Origin of the sequence: Cyclobacterium xiamenense (assembly GCF_009467825.1) — a bacterium.
GTDB lineage: Bacteria > Bacteroidota > Bacteroidia > Cytophagales > Cyclobacteriaceae > Cyclobacterium > Cyclobacterium xiamenense.
The window spans coordinates 27,548-47,081 of the sequence record NZ_WIOK01000032.1 but is presented as its reverse complement, the minus strand read 5'-3'; the positions used below and the strand labels follow the sequence as shown (position 1 = coordinate 47,081).

At 51.7% G+C, this 19,534-nt stretch carries 13 protein-coding genes; 5 read left to right on the top strand and 8 right to left on the bottom strand.

The window, feature by feature from the left end; genetic code table 11:
- Positions 1–305: 305 nt before the first annotated feature.
- Positions 306–1,355: a hypothetical protein gene (locus GCU44_RS19185; protein WP_154858748.1), complete on the top strand. Its 1,050-nt coding sequence runs from the start codon at positions 306–308 to the stop codon at positions 1,353–1,355.
- Between the two features lie 80 nt (positions 1,356–1,435).
- On the opposite strand, the gene GCU44_RS19180 is transcribed toward GCU44_RS19185, so the two are convergent.
- Positions 1,436–2,047, bottom strand: a complete 612-nt coding sequence (locus tag GCU44_RS19180) for a Uma2 family endonuclease (protein WP_154858746.1) — start codon at positions 2,045–2,047, stop codon at positions 1,436–1,438.
- A 592-nt stretch (positions 2,048–2,639) separates the two neighbouring features.
- Between GCU44_RS19180 and GCU44_RS19175 the strand changes: the two genes are divergently transcribed.
- The 4 genes from GCU44_RS19175 to GCU44_RS19160 all read left to right on the top strand — a co-directional run bounded on the left by GCU44_RS19175 (position 2,640) and on the right by GCU44_RS19160 (position 11,092).
- Positions 2,640–3,380, top strand: a complete 741-nt coding sequence (locus GCU44_RS19175) for a DUF6250 domain-containing protein (RefSeq protein WP_154858744.1) — start codon at positions 2,640–2,642, stop codon at positions 3,378–3,380.
- Positions 3,381–3,460: 80 nt separating this feature from the next.
- Positions 3,461–4,879, top strand: a complete 1,419-nt coding sequence (locus GCU44_RS19170; RefSeq protein ID WP_154858742.1) for a sulfatase — start codon at positions 3,461–3,463, stop codon at positions 4,877–4,879.
- Complete coding sequence (locus GCU44_RS19165) at positions 4,876–7,362, top strand: heparinase II/III domain-containing protein (RefSeq protein WP_154858740.1); 2,487 nt, start codon at positions 4,876–4,878, stop codon at positions 7,360–7,362. The genes GCU44_RS19170 and GCU44_RS19165 overlap by 4 nt, the downstream gene beginning before the upstream one ends.
- Positions 7,363–7,594: 232 nt before the next feature.
- Positions 7,595–11,092, top strand: a complete 3,498-nt coding sequence (locus GCU44_RS19160) for a sulfatase-like hydrolase/transferase (protein WP_154858738.1) — start codon at positions 7,595–7,597, stop codon at positions 11,090–11,092.
- A gap of 146 nt (positions 11,093–11,238) precedes the next feature.
- On the opposite strand, the gene GCU44_RS19155 is transcribed toward GCU44_RS19160, so the two are convergent.
- The 7 genes from GCU44_RS19155 to GCU44_RS19125 form a co-directional block, all read right to left on the bottom strand.
- Positions 11,239–11,877, bottom strand: a complete 639-nt coding sequence (locus GCU44_RS19155; protein WP_154858736.1) for a DUF4136 domain-containing protein — start codon at positions 11,875–11,877, stop codon at positions 11,239–11,241.
- 11 nt (positions 11,878–11,888) lie between these two features.
- Entirely contained in the window at positions 11,889–12,437 is a 549-nt protein-coding gene (locus tag GCU44_RS19150) for a DUF4136 domain-containing protein (RefSeq protein WP_154858734.1), read from the bottom strand.
- Between the two features lie 21 nt (positions 12,438–12,458).
- The gene (locus GCU44_RS19145) at positions 12,459–12,926 is read right to left on the bottom strand and encodes a hypothetical protein (protein WP_241685030.1); all 468 of its coding nucleotides are present in this window, start codon (positions 12,924–12,926) and stop codon (positions 12,459–12,461) included.
- 149 nt (positions 12,927–13,075) lie between these two features.
- Positions 13,076–13,729, bottom strand: a complete 654-nt coding sequence (locus tag GCU44_RS19140; protein ID WP_154858730.1) for a porin family protein — start codon at positions 13,727–13,729, stop codon at positions 13,076–13,078.
- A gap of 24 nt (positions 13,730–13,753) precedes the next feature.
- Positions 13,754–15,190 carry an efflux transporter outer membrane subunit gene (locus GCU44_RS19135; protein WP_154858728.1) on the bottom strand — a complete coding sequence of 479 codons (1,437 nt, stop codon included), beginning with the start codon at positions 15,188–15,190 and terminating at the stop codon, positions 13,754–13,756.
- Complete coding sequence (locus GCU44_RS19130; protein ID WP_241685029.1) at positions 15,187–18,363, bottom strand: efflux RND transporter permease subunit; 3,177 nt, start codon at positions 18,361–18,363, stop codon at positions 15,187–15,189. Before GCU44_RS19130 ends, GCU44_RS19135 begins: the two co-directional genes overlap by 4 nt.
- The gene (locus tag GCU44_RS19125) at positions 18,360–19,496 is read right to left on the bottom strand and encodes an efflux RND transporter periplasmic adaptor subunit (protein ID WP_154858724.1); all 1,137 of its coding nucleotides are present in this window, start codon (positions 19,494–19,496) and stop codon (positions 18,360–18,362) included. The genes GCU44_RS19130 and GCU44_RS19125 overlap by 4 nt, the downstream gene beginning before the upstream one ends.
- Positions 19,497–19,534: the final 38 nt, after the last annotated feature.

The window sequence follows — 19,534 nt, the reverse complement described above, 5'->3', positions numbered from 1 at the left end:
TGATGTTTCTGTGGACAAGTGGTTCCTTTTTACCATGAACATAGAAAATGCAGATAAGATAAATCCCTCCGCCGCGGCGGAGGGCAAGGGGGGATTTTTTCGACATGCTAAGTATTAAAATCCTTTATTTATCTCCCAAAATCCCCCGATTAGTAAAATTTAACACCTTTTATGTAATGGTTTCATTTTCTTTTGTGGATCTTGGGAAGATGAAAATAGGGCTTTGTATATGCTGTTTGGCTTCGGCCTTTTTCGGGTGTAGCAATAACGGTAAAAAAAGCAAGGATGATTTTACGTATCAATTGATGGTAACTGACTCCATTCAGGTGGATTATCAGGGGAATCTGTTTCTTTATGACTACGACTCGTTAACCCACCTTTTTCTGGGCATGGACAACGGTACGGACGAAGTATTGCTGTTTGACAGGGAAGGAAACGTCAGTTCCCGGTTTCACCTGGCAAAGGACGGTCCCAATGCCATCTCCTGGGCTATGGGATGGGGCTTTTTTACGGGGCAATTCACGGTAATGGATGCCGCAAAGGGCTTGCTGTTTTTTTCCAGGGAGGGAGAAATCGTCAAGCGCATGGATTTAAATCCACCGTACACCTTTATCAACGGGCTCAAAAGTCCCGTTCATGCCTTCGGAAAGGAACTGGCTTATATCCGGCCGGAAAGGGGAGAACAGGATTATACCAACCAGGCCGAAATGTTTGCAAGCATTTACCGCAGTCCCATTCTGGAGCTACTTGATCCGGAAACAGGTGCCTACAGGCAGACCATGCCTTTTCCCCCCGGAACGATATACGAGGACGGTAATTTTTACCACTGGACCTTTCCTACCGTGATTCCTGCCGGAGAGGAGTGGTTGGTCTATTTCAGGGGCGAATTGGCCTATCACCTGTACGGGCAGGAGGAGGAACATTTGATTTACCAAAAAACCATCGACCTGGACCTGAAAGATGCCGTCGCAATCAAGGGTGTTCCCATGGCCAACATGGATGATTACTACGAAGCGAGTCTTTACAATGTCTTTGGCAGGATCCAAAACCTGTTTGTTTTGGACAGCCAGATCCTCATCCATTACACCAAGGGTATGGAGGAGGAAAAGGCCAAATCCTTTCCCAGGAATACGATGGAAGAAAGAGCGGCATTTTCCCTTCAAATCACCAATTACCTGGCGGTTCTGGACCGGGAACATCGGATACTGCAAAAGGATATTGCGGTTCCACAGGGTATTACGCTCAGCAGTGTGGTGGATGAAAATGGAGCTATTTTTGGTCTGAAGGACCAGGATTATTTAGGGGTGGAGGAGGATAAAGTTACTTTTTATCAATTAAAGTTGAAAATAAAATAATCTAAAGAAGGTCTCTTCCGGAGCGTTTACGAAAAAAACCGTCGAGGTCCCAAAGACCTCAACGGTTTCAATGGCTTTTTTTAATCCTCCGAACTTTCAAATAAGTCCGAAATAGTTAATTTAAAACCTGTAATTACCTGAGAATGGACCAGATCTCCATGGGTGAGTAAGCGGCTGGGCTGATAGGCACCATTAATTAGCCGGTAGACCAATAAAGTCTGTTCATCTGGATGAATGATCCAGTATTCTTTAACCCCACTTTTTTCGTAAACGTCATATTTTTGCTTGAGCTCTTTCTGGTTATTGCCTGGAGATAGGATTTCCACCACCAGGTCGGGTGCACCCAAACAGCCCCTTTCGTCCAATTTGCTGCGGTCGCAAACCACGCAACTATCCGGTTGTACCACGGTATCTATTTTTTCAGGCAGGTTGGAGTCCTCAGGAAGACGAACATCAAATGGGGCAATAAACACCTTGCAGGGATGTTGATCCAGGTAGTCAGCAAATATTCTGGCCATTTCCAGCAAAAGTTCCTGATGGATCCTTCGCGGTGCAGTAGCCGCCCGGAATACGTTACCCTTGATCAATTCCACCATTTCATCCATCTGCCATTGGAGATAGTCCAAATAGGTATAATGGCCATAAGAAGTGAATGGCTCTTCCGATTGGTCAGATTTTTCATGGGGGATCATAACAGAAAATTACAAATAATATTTCAGAATTACAGGTTGATAGGCAGGTGATTCATGGAAAACTATACAATCAAGTTGATGTGCTGATGATGTGATAATTTGATGATGTGGTGATGTGCTATATTTTTTCCGACATCAATTTCAAAAGCTCAACGAATCTCCATATTTATAGGGAAGAGACTTTTCCTCCTAAAATCGGTAGGGATTTAGAAGTGAGTTTTAAAATGTAAAGTGCAGTGTTACTGAATATTTGCGAAAAAAATCCCCCAACCCCCCTAAAGAAAGGGGGATTTTGTCTACGGAGGGATTTACGTTTACATTCCTGGTTTGAATTGTCCTTGGACCTGGTGGTTTTCATTGACTTATTCCGATAAACTCATTTCCAATTCGGAAAGATTATCAAAGCTTCATCCTGTGTATGACAAAATATTTGGTATTTTGGTCGGCGTAAGTCAAAATCCTTATTGCCCAAAACACCCATCCCCTATGGACCAATCGGGTGGGCTACATGGATTTTGAGAAAACGAGCGACTCGGTGGCAGCAGCTATTGCCATTGCCAAACATGAACAGCAGCTATAACAACAATACGCAATGAAACTGATTGTACGTTTATTACCCCTGCTCATCAGCTTACCATTTAGCTTGGTTGCTCAGGATTCTGGCCATGTCACATTGAATGACTCCCTGGTTTTGAAGCCTTCTTTGATTTATTCGGAAGCATTCAATGACCTAAACGCTTGGAAAACCGAACAACAACCCGGAGGAACGGTTGTTTTAAACGGGGGTAGAATGGAAATCGAAGACAAAGCGGGCTGTACCGTATGGTTTGAACAACCGTTGCAGCAACCTGTTATGATCGAGTTTACCGCTACGGTGATCGATGAAGGTGGGCCGCAGGACCGGGTCTCGGACTTAAACTGTTTCTGGCTGGCCAGCGATCCCTGGCACAGGGATTTTTTTGGGGACCCGCATCCCCACAGAACGGGTAAATTTAGTCAGTACGATAGCTTACAGCTCTATTACGTGGGGCTTGGCGGTCATAATAACACCAAGACGAGGTTTCGCAGGTATGCTGGAGATGGGCAAAAGCCGCTACTCCCGGAGCACGATCTTTCGGATGAAGCCTACCTGATCGTCCCGAATGTACCCAACCGGATACGCATTATCGTGTACACTACTACGATCCAATACTGGAGAAATGAACAACTGATTTTTAATGTATACGATGCGTCACCGTATGATTCCGGCTATTTTGCCTTTCGAACGGTGAATAATCACCTTTTTATTGATGATTTTAACGTGTATGACCTTTCAAAAATGGATGTTCCGTAGTACCAAAAAAGAAAAAAAAAGTGGATAGTTCTAACACTTAGGAAAAAATGATCGAAAACAATCTTTTATATCGTGCAAAAATGAAAAAATACATCACTGGGGCCTTCCTACTGGTTGGCGTTTTCCTGATTTCCTGTTCGGAAAAGCAACAAGAAACGGAAACGAGGCAACCCAATATCCTCTTTATTGCCGTGGATGATTTGCGGCCCGAACTCAATTTTTATGGGGAAGGGCACATTCATTCCCCCCACCTCGATCGGCTGGCCAGCCAAAGCCTGGTATTCGATCGGGCCTATTGCAACGTGCCGGTCTGCGGGGCATCCCGGGCCAGCTTGCTGACCGGGGCCAGGCCCACCCGCCACCGGTACCTGGATTTTAAGACCCTGAAGGATGCGGACTACCCGGAGGCAGAATCCCTGCCCATGCGCTTCAAAAATAACGGCTATACGACCATTTCTAATGGGAAAGTGTACCACCATGCCAAAGACGATTCCCTGGCCTGGGACGAGCAATGGCAGCCGTCGGGAAAATATACCTATGCGACCGATGCCTACCGGGAAATTCGGGCAAGCACCTACCGCGGCATGCCTATGGAAAACGCTGATGTACCGGATTCCGCGTACAGGGACGGTAAGTTGGCGCTAAAAGCCATTCGTGATTTGAACAAACTCAAAGAAGGAAACAAGCCTTTCTTTCTGGCGCTGGGTTTTTACAAACCCCACCTACCCTTTACAGCACCCAAAAAATATTGGGATGCCTACCGACGGGAGGACATAGCGCTTCCCGAAAATTACCGGCAGCCGGAAACTACGCCCCGCAAAGCCTATCATAACTTTGGTGAGCTCAGAAATTACGAGACCATTCCCAAGGAAGGTGATTTGCCGGAAGCACAGGCAAAGGAATTGATCCATGGGTATTATGCCTGCGTCAGCTATACCGATGCCCAAATCGGCCTGGTTCTGGATGAATTGGAGCGGCTGGGCCTGGCAGAAAACACCATCGTGGTCCTCTGGGGAGATCATGGCTGGAATCTGGGCGACCACAAGCTTTGGTGCAAACACGCCAATTTTAATTCCTCCCTCCGGGTTCCCATGCTGGTGAAAGTCCCGGGGAAAACCAATGGACAGCACACCCATTTCATCACCGAGACCATCGACCTGTACCCCAGCCTATGTGAGCTCGCAGGCATCGAAAAACCTGCGCACCTGGAAGGTGACAGCTTCGTTTCCCTAATGCAAACCGGAAAACGGGAAAAGGACCATGCGGTGGTCAAGTTTCACGATGGAGTCACGCTGATATCCGGCTCGTTCCAGTATACCGAATGGACCGATGATCGAGGGGTAGCCTACGAACGCATGCTGTTTGACCAAGCCTCCGATCCGTTGCAGCTAGATAACCTGGCCGAAAAGGAAGCGTACCAAACCAAGGTAGCCGAATTGTCCCGGGAACTGCGGGAGCGATGGGGATCGGATTTCCTGACTAAAAGAGATCAACCATGAACAGGTCGAGGTGGTGGCTGGTTCCGATGTTGGTCTGTCTCTGCGGCACGCTTCCCGCGCAGCAAAAGCAGCGACCATTCATCTGGGTGCGTGCACAGGATAGAATGGCCATTCTGGAGAAGGTTGAGAAGCAGCCCTGGGCCAACGAAATTTATACGGAATTTATCGATCAACTGGACAAGACTATCCAAATCCATGAATCCGACCCCGTGCAGTTCCTCGGCGAATTGCCTTTCGATTGGGAGAAGCGAACAGGCGACCAAATTCCGCCCTTTCATCGGACGTACCACATCGAAGACGGAATACACAAAAACCTGGACAATGCCACAGAAGCCGAAATGGCCCATGCCAGAACCCTAATCCGCTACCTGCAAGTAGCGGTGGACTGTGGCATCGCGTATTACCTGACCGAAGAAGAAAAATACGCCCAATGCGCCGCAGATATACTGTACGTTTTTGTAACGGCCGTGCGCCAATCACCGGTGTCGGAATGGCGGGGACGCGGGGGCTGGCTTTTTCCGGACGATGGATTCCGGGAGGTTCGGGAGATCGGGTACAAGGTACCCCTGGTGTACGATTTTATCGCCGACTACCTCAAAGATGGCGGAAAACCCTTTGATCCGGTGAAAAACTCGACAACCGAATTTCCAGTTGCTGCCGCGCAGGAAGTATTCCGTACCTATGCAGCGCTGAGCATACATTATGGGCAGACCGGGTCGAATCACCCCATTCTGGAAGCTCCCAATTTGGTCTACAATGCCCTGGCCATGGAGAACGAGCAGGAGCGGGACCGGTTGCTGGCCTATTTTCTAACCGAAAATACCGAGAATCAGGATGCATTATCGGAAATGGCAAAAATGTATAAGAAAAAGGGAGACCTCTGGCCCGAAACCTCCCAATACCTGAATGCCGCCGCTTCCATTTTGACACGGCTCATGCTGGTCGTCAACCGCTACGATCCCACAAATAGGCTGGGACAACGGTACGCGCCCATCTTGTATTCCTTGCCGGCATTGGATTACCTGGTGTATCCAAACGGGCAACTGATTCGCTGGGGGGATGGAAAGCGAACCGGAACTCCTCCCTACAGCAGCTACGAAGAAGCCTACCTCCTGGGGGCCATGGACGGTTCGGAGGAAATCACCCGAGAATTTGCTTCCTTATTGGTCAGCGCCATGCAGGAGGGTGCTTACCATCGGTCCGGAATATTGGCCGTCCTCTGGTACGCGCAGGAATACAGTGGCGAGGGAGAAGAATTGGTATTGCCCAGAACGGATAAAGTGGACCACGCCGGGATCTTTCTCCAACGCAACGAAAGCAATACCGGAAATCCCGAAGACGGGCTGATGGCTTTTGTGGGGGGAGCCCACATGGTACACGGGCACGCGGAAGGGATGAACGTCGAGCTGTACGGCAGGGGCGAGGTGCTGGGTGTGGACAACGGCCGGGGCCGGTACCAACAAGACATTCACGAAAACTATTCCCGCCTGTTTGCGGCCCACAATACCGTAATCGTCAACGGAAATTCCCGGAGTGAGGGCGGCTGGGTAAACCTGGGCATCAACACCGTTACCCAGGTAGCCATGGAACCGCAGCCCTGGGAAAAGGCCCTTTCTCCCGATCATTCCTTCTCCATTACCCGTTTTGTCGACGACAAAGGCGAGCTGGCTAAGGCCGTTCAGGAACGTACCCTGGCCCTAATACGCACTTCGGATACCAGCGGGTATTACGTGGATGTGTTTCGCTCCCGTTCCGAATTACGGGAGCAGTACCACGATTACCTGTACCACAATATCGGCGATAGCCTGGTGTTTCTAAACGACGAGCTGACCTTGACACCCACGCCGGATCGCTATACCGCCAATGCCAGTTTGCCCTGGATACAAAACCGGCAATACCGCCATCCGGGCTGGCATTTTTTTGAACAGGTCCAAACAGCGGAAAATTACCAAAAAGGTGTCCGGGCCAGGTTTGTTGCAGAGAAATTCGATCAACCCATCTACATGGACCTGCACATCCCCCCACAGGACGGCCGGTCCTACACCAAGGTGCTCGCTCCACCCACGTTCGAAGCGCCGGATCCCTACGAAAACCAGCCCACGCCAACGCTGCTGATCCGCCAGCAGGGGGAAGCCTGGCACCAACCTTTTGCACTTGTTTTTGAACCGTTTGGGGGTAAAGCGGCGAGGCCCACGTTGCAGTCCGTTGAAAACCTGAGGCAGGAGGGGGATTTTGCGGGCCTTCGAATTCATAGCCGGGTAGCGGGTCGCGACCTGGTACAGTACGTCTTGCTACCGGCTTCCGGGAAAGGCTTCCGGGACGACAGCCTGGGCATTTCGTTTACCGGATCTTTTGCTGTCATTACCACTGATAGTGACGGTAAGCTGCAATCGATCTATATTGGGGAAGGGGAGGAGCTGCGGTACGGTTCCCGGGTCATTCGTCCGGCTTCTGGTAAAAAATCCGTATACCGGAGGTTTTAAATGCAAGTGCCCGCTGCCTGGCCATGCCGGTACGTTGGATAGAGCCAATTTTGGAAGACGTATCAAAAAACAAGGCGCTGTACTTGCCGGGAGGATTAGGGGTACATTTTTTGGCAGTCTTTGTTTGAAGCGGCCCAATAACTCGCGGGGTGCTGGATATTTTCTCAAAAAGAGGTATCTTTCCTATTCTTTTTTCAAACAGACAATCACCGAATACAAAATAACCAGATACATGCATAGACCCATGCTCGTCCTGTTGTTTTTCCTGGCCATCGGCCGGATACACAGCCAGGCACAATCCAATTCCAAGCCCAATATCATCTTTATCCTGACCGACGATCAGCGTTGGGATGCCCTGGGGCATGCCGGTAATCAGTTGATTCATACCCCGGAAATGGACCGGCTGGCAGCCGAGGGAGCCTATTTCAAAAATGCCATGGTCACCACACCCATCTGCGCTGCAAGTCGGGCCACCATTTTCACCGGCCTGTACGAACGCAGCCATGCCTACACGTTTCAAACCGGCCCTATTCGGGAAGAATACATGGAAACCGCCTACCCCAAGCTGTTGAAGGAAGCCGGATACCGTGTCGGTTTTTTCGGAAAATTCGGCGTTAACCACAAGGACCTGGCCGGGCAGTTTGACGAATACGAATCCTACGATCGGAACGGACAATTTAAAGACCGCCGGGGGTATTTTTACAAAACCATCGGCAGCGATACCGTCCACCTGACCCGATACACAGGGCAGCAGGCACTGGATTTCATTGAGCAAGCCAATCCGGAGGAACCCTTTTGCCTGTCGCTCTCCTTCAGTGCTCCCCATGCACACGATCCGGCCGAAGACCAGTATTTTTGGCAGCAGGAAGTGGATCCCCTTTTACAGGGCATTACGGTTCCGGATGCCGACCTTTCGGAAGACCGTTACTTTGAGGCCCAGCCGGAGATTGTCAAGTCCGGCTTCAATCGCCTGCGCTGGACCTGGCGTTACGATACTCCGGAAAAATACCAGCATAGTGTCAAGGGCTATTACCGCATGATTTCCGGTATCGACCGGGAAATCGCCAAAATCAGAAAACAGCTCGCTGACAAAGGATTGGACCAAAACACGGTCATTATCCTGATGGGAGACAACGGGTACTTTTTGGGCGAGCGGCAATTGGCCGGCAAATGGTTGCTGTACGACAACTCCATCCGGGTGCCACTGATCGTTCACGATCCACGGGTGGACAAGCCGGTAGAATCGGCCGCATTGGCTGCCAATGTGGACGTGCCGGCTACCATTTTGGATTTGGCTGGGGTCCAGGTACCCAAGGCCTACCAGGGCAAAAGTCTGGTTCCGGTGGTTCAGGGACGGGAGGAACTCGGCCGGGATACGATACTTATCGAGCACCTCTGGGATTTTGTGAACATTCCTCCCAGCGAAGGCCTGCGTACGGCAGACTGGAAATATTTCCGCTACATCAACGACAAGTCCATCGAAGAACTGTACCACCTGGGAACGGATCCCCGGGAAATAAACAATTTGGCCACCGACCCTGCTCATGCCGCTACCTTGCTGGCATTCCGCAAAAAAATGGATGCCATGGGCGAGTCGCTTTCGGACGAAACCACCGCGGCTCCGACAAACCTGCACGTGGAAATGCTGCGAAAGCCTGCAGGGCTGCCGCTGCGCGACCGAAATCCGGAATTTGGCTGGCAGGTACCCGAAGGAATCGCCTTCCAAACAGCCTATCAGGTGCTGGTGAGCAGTTCGCCGGAAAAAAGCCGGCAGAATCTGGGCGATGTCTGGGATAGCGAAAAGGTGCCGGGCAAAGCATCGATCAACATTGCCTACGAAGGGCCTGCCCTGGATGAAAATAAGACCTACTACTGGAAGGTGCGCATTTGGGACGGGGACAACCGTACCGGAAGGTATTCGGCTGCCCAGTCATTTCAGCTGGGCGGCCAGGAGCAAGGCTACCTTACCACGGCGAATCGGTTCATGCAGGAAGACATCCTGCCCCAGACCCTGAAAAAAGTAGGCAACGGGACTTGGCTCGCGGATTTTGGAAAAGCCGCCTTTGCCAACCTGACTTTCCGTTACCAGGCGGATAAACCGGAAACCCTGACGGTTCGTCTGGGCGAGCAGCTGGAAGGAGGGAGGATCAACCGGAACCCGCAGGGCCATATCCGCTTTCAGCAAGTGGAGGTGGCGGTGAGTCCCGAAAAAGACCGATATGTGCTGCAATTGCCACCCGATGAACGGAATACCGGGCCTGCAGCCGTGGCCCTACCGGACTCCTTCCCTGTGTTGCTTCCCTTTCGCTATGCGGAAATCACCGCAAAAAAACAGCCGGAAAGCCTGACCCAAAAAGCCTATTTTGGGTATTTTGAGGAAGATCAAAGCAGTTTTAGCAGTTCGGATACCATCCTGAATCAGGTGTGGGACCTGTGCAAGTACTCCATGAAGGCCACCTCCTTTGCCGGGATTTACGTGGATGGAGACCGGGAGCGCATTCCTTACGAAGCCGACGCCTACATCAACCAACTCAGCCATTATGCAGTAGACTGGGAATACCCTATCGCTCGTCGGAGCATCGAATACTTTATGGAAAACCCCACCTGGCCCACCGAGTGGCAACTGCACGTGGCGTTGATGTTTTACGAGGATTACCTGTATACCGGCAATACCGAATTGATCGAACACTATTACGAGGAGCTCAAGCACAAAACCCTGATGGAACTGGCCCGGGAAGACGGGTTGATCAGTTCGGAACGCGCCACGCCGGAATTTATGAAAAAGCTGGGCTTTAGCGATCCGGAGGTGAAGATGCGCGACATCGTGGACTGGCCACCGGCACAAAAGGATACGGGTTGGAAGCTGGCCACGGAAGAGGGCGAGCGGGATGGTTTTGTGTTTACGCCCATCAATACTGTCATCAATGCCTTGTACTTCCGCAACCTGCAGATCATGGGCGAATTTGCCCGGATACTGGGCAAGACTGCGGAGGCCATGGAGTACGAGCTGATGGCAGCCAAGGTGAAGAAATCCGTCACCGAGAAGTTGATGGATCCCGAAACCGGCATTTACCTGGACGGGGAAGGAGCGGGCCATTCCTCCCTGCATGCCAACATGATGCCGCTGGCGTTCAATATGGTTCCTGAGGAACATATCCCCCCGGTAGTGGAATTTATCAAGTCCCGGGGCATGGCCTGTAGTGTGTACGGATCCCAGTACCTGATGGACGGACTCTACAATGCCGGAGAGGCAGATTATGCACTGGACTTGATGACGGCCACCCACGACAGAAGCTGGTGGAACATGATCGCCATTGGCTCTACCATGACCCTGGAGGCCTGGGATATGAAATACAAGCCCAATGCCGACTGGAACCATGCCTGGGGAGCCGTACCCGGGAATATCGTGGCCCGCAAGATGTGGGGCATCGTCCCCAAGACACCGGGAGCCGCCCTACTGGAGATCAAGCCCCAACTGGGCCGACTGACCGAAACCTCCATTCGGGTCCCTTTCCTGACCGGTACCGTGGAGGCCGCTTACAAACGGGTCAATAACCGCCTGCAGCGTTACACGTTCGTTTTGCCTGCCAATGTCTCGGCAGAACTTTCGCTCGAATACGGCCCCAACGATGCACTATCCCTCAATGGTGAAAAAGTCAATACGCAGTTTGGCACCATCCGCCTTTCGCCCGGCATGAATGAAATTGAGTTGCAGGTGAATTCCTTTTAATGTCCTGGAAAAAGGTACTCGTATGGTTCTTTTGATCAACCGCCTACTGCTTCAGCTGTAGGCAATTTGAAACGTTCTCACTACCCCTGGCTTTAGCCAAATCATACTAAATTACAGGCAAAAACCCTGGAATATCAGAAAGTTCCTTAGTTCTCCGCAATCAACCCATCGCGTAGCAGCTGTTCGACGACTGCCTTGGCAAAGGAGGTGGAAAACTTCTCCAATGAGGAGGGGTTGGTGGTTTCGGATTGAGAGGACCAGACCAATTGCTCCGTTTCCGTATCGTACAGGTTGGCTTCCAGGTAATAATTTTTATCGGTGGTATAATAGCCAGGGTCGTACATAAAGGGATTGTAGGTGCCGTAATACGACCAAAACCGTCCGTGAAAACCAACCCCGATGGGCGCGTACATGGTGTTCCCTGGAACGTAACGTGTTTCGTTTGTTTGATCCAGCAAAGTCACCGTGAGGATGGCCTCCGTCCCCAACTTCCGGATTTCCTCCAGTATTTTTTCCTTGTCGGCTTCCTCCGCGTTAAACCCCGGAGGAATGACCGCAAAGCTTCCGGTCGCCGAGACTCCCTGGGATCGGATCGTTTCTTCCAGCTGTGACTCTACGGTTTGCCTGGCCAAAACATTCTTGGTCAGTGCCGTCACAAACAGACGGGAATAGCCTTCGGTTAGTTTTTTTTCAGGGCTAGTCCAGGATCCGATAATACGAACACTGGGAGCACAGGAGGAAAGTAAAAGCAGCAGGACTCCTGCGAGGATGGATAATTTTTTCATGGGGTGGCGGATTATTTTTTGGTCATTTTCTGAAAGAGAAGTTCGACCACATCGTCGATGGTGCCGGGAGTGTTTTTTGCTTTTTTGGGAAGGGCGCGTTGGATGGTTCCCACCCAAACGGGCTCCTCGGATGCGTTGTCTACCAGGTGCATCGTTAGCGTGCCTTCCTTGTAGCTACCTACCGGGATTTCCTCTACTTTCCAGGTATAGGAGCGTTGGCCGATGTACAGAAAAGGATCCGTTGCCAGGTTGGTTTCCCGGGTTTGAACTTTGTCTTCCACCACAATACCCAGGTTAATCTTCAGGTCGGGATTTGTGGAAGATTGCCGGAGGCCATACATTTCCATTTTTTGGCTGATGGCCTCTTTCAGGTAGGCGATGTTTTGCGCAAATTCCGGCGTGCCGGTGTCTTCCGCATCGATCTGGAAGAAATCGAAGGCTTGGTAGGCGCCCAGGTCAAGCGGTTCGTACCGTTCTGCATCTACCAGGACCGGGCCACTACCGCAGCCAGATACAACTGCGAGGAAGAAAAAAGACAGGATTTTCAATGTCTTGTTCATAGCTAGCAGGGGTTTTATTCGTTAGAATTCGTCAATAAAGGGAAGTTCCTGTAAGGTAATGTTTCGTAGGGTGCTGTGGATGTAATTATCCAGCTGCATAAATTTTGCTGCATCCCGGGCCGATGTCATCTTTTTGAATTGCTTGTAGTACTTTTTGTGGAGTTTGTTGCGAGCCGCGGTATTTTTCATGATGCCTTTGGCGAGCGAATCGGATAATTCATTATCCAGGTTTGCGTAATTTTCCAGGTACTCGTTGATGAGCAAAATGCGTTCCCGGGCGAGCAGTTGGCGTTGTCCCTCGTACTGCTGGTAAACGATCCAAAAGCCGGGTGCCACCGATTCAGGCAGATCCATTACGGCTTCTACCAGTTGTTTTTTACCCATGCCAAATTCTGCCTGGATAAGCGTGATTTCGTCGTTGATGTCCTGAGCGATTGCCAGGCTGCCCAGAGAAAAGGAGAGCAGGAAAAGAAACGTTGTTTTTTTCATGAGGATTATGGTTTACGTAGCTTACTGATTGGTGAATGCGTGTTTTGTTTAGGTTTTGATACGGCTTTTACCAGCAGAGCAGGTACCTGCGTTTCGTCCGCCGGAAAGGGAGTCAGGACCTGCCGGGAAAACCGTCCGTATTTTTTTGGTTACTGCCCGACCCGGAAGACCAGCCCTCCGTCAAAGCCAAACTGGAACATGCTGGAATAGGAGTTCAATCCAACTCCCGATCCACCGGTGCCGAAGTAAAAGCCCCCACCCATGGATTGCACGGCGGAAAACAGGGATGCTTGCGCCCGGAACGCCAGGTTTTCCAGCAACCATACATTGATGCCTCCGCGTGCACTGTAAGCAAGTTTGGTGGTCGATCGTTCGTTATTGGTGCTGGGATTGGTCAGCGAAAAGATCCCCATTCCGAGGGCAGCGCCGGCGAAGGGTTCCAATTGTTCACTTACCCGGAAATAGCGCGTCCCGTTTAACATCAGCCAGTTCAGTCGTAAATCAAAATTGGTTTGCTGCACCTGTCCTCCAGAGAGTATATTGTCCAGGTATACCGTGGGGGCGTTGGTGTTTTGCCGGAGGTACTGTAGCTCCAGGCCGCCTCTATCGGGGATGAGGTATTCGATACCGCCCCCAAAGCGGCCTCCGTCTTGAATCTGTCCGTCGTAGTACGAGCTACTGGAATAGTAAGAGTCCACCCGGTCTTTAAAGACATAGCCTCCATACGTATTAATGCGGATCTCCTGACCGAACACAACCGAACTTAGCCCGGTGAGCAGTAAAATAAATAGACATTTTTTCATGGTAGTTGCATTGGAAGGTTTTGGTTAATTTGTTTGCTTGGATCCGTTTTCAGAAAGCGGTCCCCCACCAACCACCTTGTAGTACCGGATATGGGCTGAAAGCAGGGATTGCCGCAGCTGTACCAGGGCCAGTTCTGCATCGAACGCCTGTCGCTGCGATTCCAGGACTTCAAGGTAGCTGGTTACACCTTGGGTGTACCGCTCTCCACTAAGGTATTGGGCGTTTAAGGCCGATTTTTTCCGTTCCTGGGCGGCGATTATTTCCTGATTGAGTGTGCTGATTTCCACTTTCACGTCTTCTACTTCCCGCAGCGCATTCAGCACCGTGTTTTCGTAGGCAAATAGCTGTTGAAAGGCGCTACTCTGCTCGATGTCCACCCGGCGCCGGAGTTGCCCCCAAAAGAACAAAGGGCCCATGAGTTGTCCGCCGATGTTCCATAGGGGATTGGAGAGATCCCAATTCCGGAAATCATCCGTGATGATGCCGAGGGTGGCATTCAGGCTGATCGTGGGAAGCCGGCTTGCTTTGGCGGCGCCTACCCGCGCATATTGGCCCATGAGTTGGTACTCTGCTTCCAGAATGTCGGGGCGGTTTTCCAGCAGTTCTACCGGAGAAAAACGATCTGTATCCACGTCTACCACCAGTTCGGGTAGGGAACGTCCTTTTGGAAGGCGGGTGGGGTTTCTGCCGATCAAAAAATTGAGGGCATTTTCCAACTGAACCGATTTTCGCTGAAATCTTGGTACCGCACCTGCCGCGATGTTTTTCAGGATATTCGATTGATCCACGTCGGTTTGCTGGATGATGCCTTCGTCAAAGCGCGCCACGATAATGCGGTGCATGCTGTCCCTCAGGGCCAGGTTGCGTTCGGCGATTTCCAGTTCTTCCAGGGCCTGCAACCAATTGAAATAGATAGCTGCCACGTCTGAAATCAGGGATAGTTGCATGCTTTTTAGCCCGTGCTCGCTTGCCAGGAGGTTGTACCGGGCGGCATCGGATAAGTTCCGCAACCTGCCCCAAAAATCGATCTCCCAGTTGAGACCGGCGCCGGCAATGAACAGCTCGTTTACCTGCCCAATTTGGTTGAATAGAAAGTTGCCCCTCTCTGCCGAAGCCTGCGCACCGATTTTGGGCAGTAGCTCTGCATTTTGCAGACGCAGTGCGTAGCGGTTCTGCAGCAGCCTTTCTGCCGCAATATTCACGTTTCGGTTGTAACGCAGGGCGGAACGGATGAGCGTGTCAAGTAAGGGATCGTCAAAATAGCTCCACCATTCCAGGTTTGCATCGCCAGCTTTGGCTAAATCCAGGGTATTGACGCTGTCGGCTTCGGCTTGTTCCGTTGGGTCCCCAGATGCCTGGAAGGCGCCAGGGACGACGACATCCACGCCGGTATAATTTTTCCCGGCTTTGCAAGCGCCAAGCAGTAGTACCAAGAGTAGGACTTGAAAGATCGTTTTCATTCGTCTGAGGGATTTATGGTTGCAGCCAGCGCTCTTTTTTTCTCGTAGTTGAATACTTTGCCTACCAGCACAAAAAGCATGGGGTACAGAAATACGCCCAGGAAGGTGGCCATGCCGATGCCTCCGAGCAGGGCCATTCCCATTACTTTCCGTGCTTCCGCACCCGATCCCGAGGCCAGAATCAAAGGGAGAATTCCCAGCACAAACGAAAATACCGTCATCAAAATGGGACGGAACCGCAATCGGGCGGACTCGATCGCTGCATCAAACAGGGACAGCCCCTCATCAAATTTCATTTTGGCAAATTCCACAATCAGAATCGCGTTTTTGGCTGCCATGGCGATCAGCAGGATAAGCGAAATCTGCGCGAAAATGTTGTTTTCAAAACTCAGGCTAAAGAGGCGGGCTCCCGCCAGAAAGAGAAAGGCACCAAAGAGCGCAAATGGCGTCCCCAGCAGGATGCTGAGCGGCAGGGACCAGCTTTCGTACTGAGCGGCCAGTATGAGAAATACCAAAAAGAAGGAGAAGGCGAAAATCAGTCCTGCCGAGCCGGAGGAGGCTTTCTCCTGAAAGCTCATCCCACTCCAGCTAAATTCCATGGTTTCCGGCAATACCTCTGCTGCCACTTCCTCCAGGGCATTCAGTGCCTGAATGGAACTGTACCCGGTCGCCGGAATCCCCGTCACCTCCGCCGAGCGAAACAGGTTAAACCGGTTGGTGTATTCCGGTCCGCTTACTTCGCGGACGGTGAGAAAGGTACTGATGGGCACCGACTCACCGGCGTTGTTTTTTACGTAGAAGAGGTCCAGCCCCTGCTCGTTTTGGCGGTATTCCGATTCGGCCTGAATGTAGGCACGGTACGTTCGTCCAAATTTGGAAAAGTCGTTGACATAGGCACCTCCCAGAAAGGCGCCAAAGGTTTGGTACAACTCCTGCAGGTTCACGCCAGTTTTCAGCACCTTGTCGGTATCCAATTCGATAAACCGCTGGGGTACGGAGGCCTGGTACTGGGTGGAGGCCCGGGCAATTTCCGGTCGCTGCCGGGCTGCTGCGATAAATGCCTGCGTTTGCTGAAAGAGGTACTGCGGATCTTCGCCCAGTTTGTCCTGGATCATCAGGCTGAACCCCGCGCCCGAACCCAATCCCGGGATGGCTGGAGGACCAAAGGCAAAGGTAAAGGCGTCTTTGATTTCCCGGGAGAGCAAAACGTTGATTTTTTGGGCCACATCCTTGGCTGTCTGATCGGGTCGTTCGTCCCAGTCTTTTAGGGAGATAAACATAAACGCGGCATTGGTGCTCAGCGCATCGGCCAGCATATTATACCCCACAGCAGTAGAATAGGTGTCGATTTCCGGTATTTCCTTCAGCAGGCGTTCGATCTTCTGGGAGACCTCGTCGGAGCGCTGCAAGCTCGCCGCATTGGGTAGCTGTGCACTCAGGAACAGGTAGCCCTGATCTTCTTCTGGGATAAATCCTCCGGGAAGCCTGGATCCGAGAATGCCGGCTGCCAGCAGGGTAAGGACAATGAATACGGCGCCCCGCTTCAATTTACCTGAAATCACCGTGGTAAAGGACGTATAGGAGGCAGTGGTGCGGTCAAAGGCACGATCGAATCGGTCGAAAAACCGACCCAAAAGCCCCGTTCGGCTTTCTCCTTCCTTTTTTGGCTTGAGTAGCAGCGCACAAAGGGCCGGAGAGAGGGTGAGCGCGTTGATGCTGGAAATGATGACCGATACGGCGATGGTGATGGCGAATTGTTGGTACAGCTTGCCCGTAATTCCCGGGATACCGATTACCGGCACAAATACGGCCACCAATACCAGGCTGGTAGCAATGACAGGCGCGGTCACCTCTTTCATGGCTTCGGTGGTGGCCCGTTTTACGCCCAATCCCTGCTCCATTTTGACCTGTACGGCTTCCACTACCACAATGGCATCGTCCACCACGATGCCGATCGCCAGGACCAGCCCCAGCAGGGAAAGTACGTTGATACTGAATCCGAGCAGGGGAAATAGCATAAAGGCCCCGATCAGCGAAATGGGAACCGCCAAAGTGGGAATCAGCGTGGCCCGCCAGTCTTGTATGAACAGAAAGACCACCAATATGACCAATACCAGGGCAATGACAAGCGTCTCGACGATCTCGTCGATTCCGGCGACTATTGGCTTCGTGGCATCCAGTGAGACGCCGTAATCAATTCCTTCCGGGAAGCCCTGCGAGAGGGCTTCCAGCTCGTTTTTCACGTCTTCGGCCACCTGTACAGCATTGGAGCCGGGCGACTGGTAGATGGAGATCAGGGCGGCGTCGGTGCCGTTGGTCCGGGTAAAGGCACTGTAACTTTCTGTACCCAGTTCTACCCGGGCAATGTCTTTGAGGCGAACTTGTGAGCCATCGGGATGGGTTCGGACCACAATTTCCTGAAAGGCCTCCTCTGTCTGCAGCCGCTCCGGTAGCCGCACCACGTAGGTAAATTCCGTACCCGGCGGTGCGGGTTCGGCCCCCAGCTTCCCTCCCGGCACGATGGTGTTCTGGGCGCGAATGGCTTGGGTAATTTCGCCGATGGTAAGCCCCATCTTCGAAAGGCGGTCCGGTTGCACCCAGATGCGCATGGAGTAATCCGAGGCGCCGATCACGCTCACCCGTCCCACACCGGGAATTCGGGCCAGTCGGTCCTTGATATTGATCATGGCATAATTGCCCAAAAATTGCTGATCGTAGGACTGATTGGGGGAAATCAGGGAGATCAAAAGCAGGGTGTTGGACATGGACTTTTCCGTGGTGACGCCCATGCGGGTGACTTCCTCCGGAAGCTTGGCCATGGCCGAGGACACCCTGTTTTGGGTAAATACCGTATTCATGTCCGGATCCGTACCGATATCAAAGGTGACCTGAATGCCCATGGTACCGTCGTTGGAATTGGTGGACTTCAGGTAGATCATGTTTTCCACCCCGTTGATTTGTTGTTCCAGGGCGGTGGCTACGGATTGTTCCACCGATATGGCATTGGCACCGGTATATTTGGCACTGACCCGGACCACCGGCGGAGTGATGTCGGGATACTGCTCGATGGGCAAGCCGGCCAGGGATACCAGTCCTACAGTAACGGTGATGATGGAAATGACAATGGCGACTATGGGCCTGCGGACAAAAAAGTGGTGCTGCATTTCCTTCATGGGTTTTCCGGGTTGAATGACACAAGTTCAGCGGTCACTTTCTGACCCGATTGCACGGCCATCAACCCCTCCATCAGCACTTTTTCGCCCTTGCTTAGTCCGGATTGGATGACAAATAAGTCCTCGAAATCGTCCAGTATTTCCACCCGTTTTTGGGTGACCAGACCGTCGTCTCCCACGACAAAGACGTTGTAAAATCCCTGAAGCTCGACCACACAACGCTGCGGCACGAGCAAGGCTTGGTCCAATACCTGTACGATGCTTTTCACCTTGGCATACAAGCCGGGTCGAATCAGTCCCTCGGGGTTGGGAAAAATGCTTTGCACCAGTATGGTGCCTGTACCTGGATCCACGTTTCGGTCCAAAAAGGTGATTTTTCCGGTGTAAGGAAATTTTTCCCCATCTGCCAGGTACAGTTCCAGCGGGTGGCTGGTACGATTTAATCCACTGTCACCGTTTTCCAGCAATTGTTTGTAGAATGTAATGTAATCTTTTTCGTTCAGAAAAAATTCGACTACCACGCTGTCTATCTGGGAGATGGTATTGAGAATGACGGGGTTGGGGCTTTTACCCACGTATTCCCCTTCCTTTGCTTTGGTTTTACCGATGATACCGCTGATGGGGGCGCGTATCTGGGCATAGCCCAGGTTGACCTTTGCCAGGTTTAGGTTGGCTTCGGCGGCTTTTACCGCATCGGCGGAAGCATCCCTTCGGGCGGTAGCGGCATCCAGGTCCCGCTTGCTGATGGCATTGATGGAGACTAGCGGCTCAATGCGGGCGAGTTCGTTTTCCGCGTTGACCAAATTGACGTTGGCCTCGGAGAGCATGCTTTCTTCCCGGCTCACATTGAGCCGAAAGGGATCGTCGTCGATGCTGTACAGGAGTTGCCCCTTAGCAATCCGGCTACCTTCCTGGAAATGGAGCTTCTCGACAAAGCCGTCTACCCGTGCCCGAATGGGGATGTCGGCCTTTCCGTATACTTGCCCGACAAATTCTTTAAAGAGGGGAACTTCCCGTTCCACTACCTCGACGGCTTTTAGGTTTGGGGGAGCGGCCTGTTGTACCTCCTTTTCCGAACAAAAGGCGAGAAGTAAAGGCGCAAACAGGTATAACAGCGGAAAATCGTTTTTCATGGTGCTAACGTTGCGTGATAAAAACGTGACGGCAAAAG